Annotated in this window: 4 protein-coding genes and 2 pseudogenes; 5 read left to right on the top strand and 1 reads right to left on the bottom strand. The window is 57.2% G+C overall.

Features of this window, described 5'->3' with window-relative positions; genetic code table 11:
* Window positions 1-125: pseudogene (locus tag J5Y17_RS18995) on the bottom strand (electron transfer flavoprotein subunit beta/FixA family protein); the annotation flags it as partial.
* A gap of 235 nt (window positions 126-360) precedes the next feature.
* Here J5Y17_RS18995 and J5Y17_RS18990 point away from each other — a divergent pair.
* The 5 genes and pseudogenes from J5Y17_RS18990 to J5Y17_RS18970 all read left to right on the top strand — a co-directional run.
* A complete protein-coding gene (locus J5Y17_RS18990; protein ID WP_219787422.1) occupies window positions 361-1,506 on the top strand; it encodes a CaiB/BaiF CoA-transferase family protein in 1,146 nt (381 codons plus the stop codon).
* Window positions 1,507-1,847: 341 nt separating this feature from the next.
* The gene (locus tag J5Y17_RS18985) at window positions 1,848-3,083 is read left to right on the top strand and encodes a CaiB/BaiF CoA-transferase family protein (RefSeq protein WP_219787421.1); all 1,236 of its coding nucleotides are present in this window, start codon (window positions 1,848-1,850) and stop codon (window positions 3,081-3,083) included.
* Window positions 3,084-3,111: 28 nt separating this feature from the next.
* Window positions 3,112-4,293 (top strand): acyl-CoA dehydrogenase family protein, encoded by a 1,182-nt coding sequence (locus J5Y17_RS18980; RefSeq protein ID WP_255572231.1) that lies wholly within the window; start codon window positions 3,112-3,114, stop codon window positions 4,291-4,293.
* A gap of 7 nt (window positions 4,294-4,300) precedes the next feature.
* Window positions 4,301-4,759, top strand: a complete 459-nt coding sequence (locus tag J5Y17_RS18975; RefSeq protein ID WP_219787420.1) for a MaoC family dehydratase N-terminal domain-containing protein — start codon at window positions 4,301-4,303, stop codon at window positions 4,757-4,759.
* 78 nt (window positions 4,760-4,837) lie between these two features.
* A pseudogene (locus tag J5Y17_RS18970) lies at window positions 4,838-4,964 on the top strand (3-oxoadipyl-CoA thiolase); the annotation flags it as partial.

Here is a 4,964-nt window from a genome sequence, read left to right as displayed (position 1 = left end):
GAAATTTCGTCGAACGGGTTCATCGACATTTTCACATTGGCAAGATCAACACCCGTGCCGTCGGCCTTAACCTTGACCTTCACGTTGTAGTCAATCACCCGTTTGACAGGTACCAAAACCTTCATAGACGTAAACTCCCTTTCCCAAGATTCAATTTTCCCTCGACAGCGCCAAAGCGCCATCACTGTTCGCGATGCACTCTGCAATTCCAATGCCAACCTCGGGACGCCCCCCCCCTCTTATACGGTTGCTCCCGTAAGTAATTGGCATTTTCAGAAAATTTGAGATTTCGAAGAATGTTGGCACGCGTCTTGCGCACATTTCCAATCGTCAGGGACACGATACGGCATTGGAGGTTTTATGGGCGCACTTGCGAATATCAAAGTTCTGGAACTCGCAGGCATGGGGCCAACGCCCTTTTGCGGGATGTTGCTGGCTGACATGGGCGCGGACGTTCTCAGGATAGATCGGCTGAAGCCGACAGGAGACGGTATCGTTATGCAAGCCGCCGCAGACCTGCGAGGTCGCAACAAACGCACAGCATGCATCGACCTAAAAAATCCTGAGGGGAAAGAGGCATTGCTCGAACTCGTGAAGAGTGCGGACATTCTAATCGAAGGCTATCGGCCTGGCGTCACCGAACGGATGGGCATTGGCCCAGAGGTTTGCCTACACCTGAACCCCGCACTCGTTTATGGCCGGGCAACCGGCTGGGGACGTGAAGGGCCTCTTGCGATGACGGCCGGACATGACATCAACTACCTCGCCCTCACGGGGGCACTGACGATGATCGGCCCGCCCGGAGGTGCCCCGGTTCCGCCTTTAAATCTCGTTGGCGATCTTGGCGGGGGGGCGCTCTATTTGGCCTTCGGCGTCCTCTGTGCGCTGAACTCGGCGCGCTCGACAGGACGTGGTCAGGTGGTCGACGCCGCGATGATTGACGGGATCGCGAGCCTGCTGACCGTCTCGCACGGTCGACGTCAATTTGGGCAGTATGTTCCCGAACGCGGCCAAAACATTCTGGATGGCGGCGCGCCCTTCTATTGCACCTATAAGACAGCCGACGCCAAATACATGGCCGTCGGCGCCATCGAAGCGCGTTTCTATCATCCATTCGTACAGCATCTCGACCTCACCGACCTGCCTGACAGACAGGATCGGAAAAACTGGCCTGAGCTTCGAACACTTTTTGCGGATCGCTTTGCCCAAAAGTCCCGCGCTGAGTGGGAGGCAATTTTCGAAAATGCCGATGCCTGTGTGTCTCCGGTCCTCGACCTTGAGGAGGCTGGCACCCATCCGCACAATCAGATGCGACGGATGCTTGTTGAACAGGAAGGCGTAGAGAATCCGGCGCCTGCACCACGGCTCTCGGAAACGCCTGGGACATTGCGCCGCGCACCTGTGCTTCCGGGCTCTGACACGGAAGAAGCCTTGAGAGATTGGGGGCTGACGCCTGACAAGATTCGCAAAGGCTTCGAGGACGGCTATTTCACCGCGCCACACTAAAGACCTCAAACTCCGTATGAATGTGCGAACACGCGTCTGGTTTCAGGCGCGTGTCGAAAGCATTTTCAATCCCCCGAGAGAAGCGCCGTCCCCTTTGCCAAGCTGCACGAGAGAGCGCTGATCTAAACCCCTCGCAAATTTCACGCCAGACATGCAATTGGTAATTTAAACTTACCCATTGTTCAAAACAAATTACTTTACATTACCGCTCTAAAACCGCGATTTTCATCAGCGAGGAGAACAATCCGTCAGAGTTCATTCGACAATCCGCCCCCAAATTTCGGGGTTTGCGGCGCCTGAAAGGCTGTGTCTGCGACGGGGAAACAGAGAGGATTCAGATCATGAAGGCACAATCGGCCGAACTGCCGCTTGCAGGCATCAAAGTTGTGGAGCTTTCGCATCTCGTCGCTGCGCCACATGCCGCGATGCTTATGGCTGACGAGGGTGCTGAAGTCATCAAAGTCGAACCCCCGCAGGGCGAGCTGTCGCGGTCTCGCGAACCCACACGAAAGCTGGGGCCACATCGCGTGTCGGGCCATTTCGGGGCCTGCAACCGTGGCAAGCGCAGCATCGCACTCGATCTCAAAAACGAAGCCGGACGGCAGGTCATGCGCAAGCTGCTCGCGGAGGCGAACATCTTCATCACGAATGTCCGCGCCGATGCCTTGCGCCGCTTGGGTCTTCACCCCGACGATTTGCTTACGGACTTTCCGCATCTGATCGTCGTGATCATCAGCGGTTTCGGCTATAAGAACGCCGGTGAGTACGAGGGGCGCGCCGGTCTCGCGATGGTTGGCGAAGCGCTGTCGGGGTCGACGGGCTTGGCACGAGACCATCGGGGGAATCCCGTTTGGTGCGGCTTTGCCCTGGGCGATGTGACTGCGGGCATGACGGCACATTCCGCCGCCCTTCTGGCGCTCCGTCTGCAGGAAAAAACCGGCAAGGGCCGCGTTCTCGACATCACCTTGGCAGAAAGCATGTTGCCGATGGTTGGCTCGCCCATCGTGCGCAACCAACTTGCCGATGAAACGGTCAAGGAAGCCGCCGGACCGAACAATTACAACGGCGTCCCCTATGGCACCTTCAAAGCCAAGGATGGTTTCGTCAATCTCGGCGTGAACAACGACAAACTCTGGCGCCAATTCTGTGTGGCGCTCGGACGCCCGGAGTTGGGAACAGATCCGCGCTACGCCCTGTACCTCGACCGCGCGGCACGCACAGCCGAAGTCGTTCAACTCACCGAAGACTTTACATCGCAATACACCCGACAAGAGCTCACGGAAATCTTCGATAAAGTCGATGTCCCGATCGCCAGCATTCTAAGCATCCCCGAAACCATGTCGAACAGCTACTACGCGATGCGTGGTGCATTCGAAATGGCGGACGATGGTCTGGGCGGCGAATTGCAGCTGCCCATCGACCCCACCCGTTTGACAGATCCGAATGTCCGCAAAGCCCTTCCCCGCCTTGATCAGCACCGGGAAGAAATCCTTGCGCAATACGGATTTGGCTCGGCGGAACGCGCGCGCCTCGAACAAGACGGCGCCTTCGGTTCCGCCCCCGCAGAAATCAACTGAATTACCCAAGTAGAATGGAGACTACACCATGATGGAAGCATTGGATCCGCCCCTCGAAGGCACCCTTGCGGATGTTCTTGAAGCGACAAAAAACGTCACGAAACAATTTCCTGAAGAATACTACCGCGAACTCGACCGCACCGATGGCTATCCGCACGAATTTATCGAAGTCGCGATGAAAGCCGGCCTCGGCGCCGTCATGGTCCCCGAAGAATACGGTGGCATGGGCATGGGGGCTCGCGAAGCCTCCGTCGTGGTCGAGGAAATTCACCGCTCAGGCGGCACCGGCTCTATGATCCATGGCCAGCTCTTCATGATGGGCATCCTCGCGCGTCATGGTTCCGAAGACCAGAAACGCAACATCTTGCCGAAAGTCGCAGATGGCAGCATTCGCCTGCAATCCTTTTCGGTCACGGAACCCAATGCCGGCACGGACACCTCTAAGATCCAGACCCGCGCGCGTCGCGGTGGCAAAGGTTGGATCATCAAAGGCCAAAAGGTCTGGACCTCCCGCATGGACCATACCGACTACTTCATCGTCTTCGCCCGCACCAGCGAAGCCCCCGAAGGTAAACCATTCCGCGGACTGTCTTGCTTCCTCGTCGACAAACGTGCCGTTGATCCAAAACAGCTTACGACCCGAAAAATCCCCGCAATGTTCAACCACCACACCTATGAGGTTTGGTACGACGACATGGAAATCCCCGAGGACTCGCTGATCGGGGAAGAAGGAAAAGGGTTCTACTACCTGCTGGACGGTCTCAACGCCGAACGCGTGATGATCGCGGCGGAGTGTATCGGTGACGGCAAGTGGTTCATCGAAAAAGCGGTGAACTATTCCAAAGAACGCGTCATTTTCGGCCGTCAGATTGGCCAGAACCAAGGCGTTCAGTTCCCCATCGCGCGCGGCTACGCCAACTTGATGGCGGCAGATGCGCTCCGCTGGAAAGCGGCGGAACAGTTCGATGCGGGCGCGGACTCTGGCATGACCGGCGCCAATGCCAACATGGCGAAAATGCTCGCCTCTGAGGCCTCATGGGATCTCGGCTTTCACTGCCAGCAAACGCATGGTGGCTTTGGCCTCGCCGTCGAATACGACATCGAGCGCAAAGTCCGGGAAAACCGCGTCTTCCAGATCGCTCCGATCTCCACGAACATGGTCCTGAACTACATCGGTCAGCATGTTCTCGGCATGCCTCGGTCTTACTGAGGCCGCCATGGAAACCGGATTGTATTTCGACGAATACACGGAGGACTGGTCCTACAGCAGTGACCCGCTCAAGGTGACTGATGAGATGATCGGCACATTCGTGGATTTGTGCAAATTCACCTCGCCGACATTCACGGATCGATCCTATGCAGACAAGCAATATTCCGGGCGCATGGCGCCCGGAATATTCGTCCTTTCGCTTGCCGAAGGCATCGTCCTGAACGCTGGTCTTACGCGTCGGCGTGGCATCTTCCTGATGGAACTTCAGCCGAAGTTCCTCAAGCCGGTCTACGCAGGCGACAGCATCACGAACAACGTGACGCTCGAAAATAAACGACCGACCAGCAAACCGGACCGCGGTGTCGTCGTCACCAACCATTCCGTGAAGAACCAAAAGGGTGAGGTCGTCATCAGCTACCTATCGACGCGGATGATCCGAACCCGCGAATTCGTCGAAGCAGACTGACCCCGAACTGGACCGGACTGTCACGAGGCATGGTCCGGTCTTCTTCGTTGCTGAAAGCCCGTACACCAGGAGAGCGACATGACCGACGTCTACATCTGCGACTATATCCGCACCCCCGTGGGCCGTTACGGCGGCGCGCTGTCTTCCGTGCGGGCCGATGATTTGGGCGCTATCCCTTTGAAAGCCTTGGCGGAACGCAACCCAT

The organism is Celeribacter sp. PS-C1, assembly GCF_019429625.1.
Lineage (GTDB): Bacteria > Pseudomonadota > Alphaproteobacteria > Rhodobacterales > Rhodobacteraceae > Celeribacter.
Note: the sequence above shows the minus strand (reverse complement) of the source record. Positions and strands in the feature narration are given on the sequence as shown.

Bases quoted from the DNA above. Each gene is read 5' to 3' on its own strand.
- J5Y17_RS18990 (WP_219787422.1), top strand. From the start codon at position 361: ATGGGCGCACTTGCGAATATCAAAGTTCTGGAACTCGCAGGCATGGGG.
- J5Y17_RS18980 (WP_255572231.1), top strand. From the start codon at position 3,112: ATGATGGAAGCATTGGATCCGCCCCTCGAAGGCACCCTTGCGGATGTT.
- J5Y17_RS18975 (WP_219787420.1), top strand. From the start codon at position 4,301: ATGGAAACCGGATTGTATTTCGACGAATACACGGAGGACTGGTCCTAC.
- J5Y17_RS18985 (WP_219787421.1), top strand. From the start codon at position 1,848: ATGAAGGCACAATCGGCCGAACTGCCGCTTGCAGGCATCAAAGTTGTG.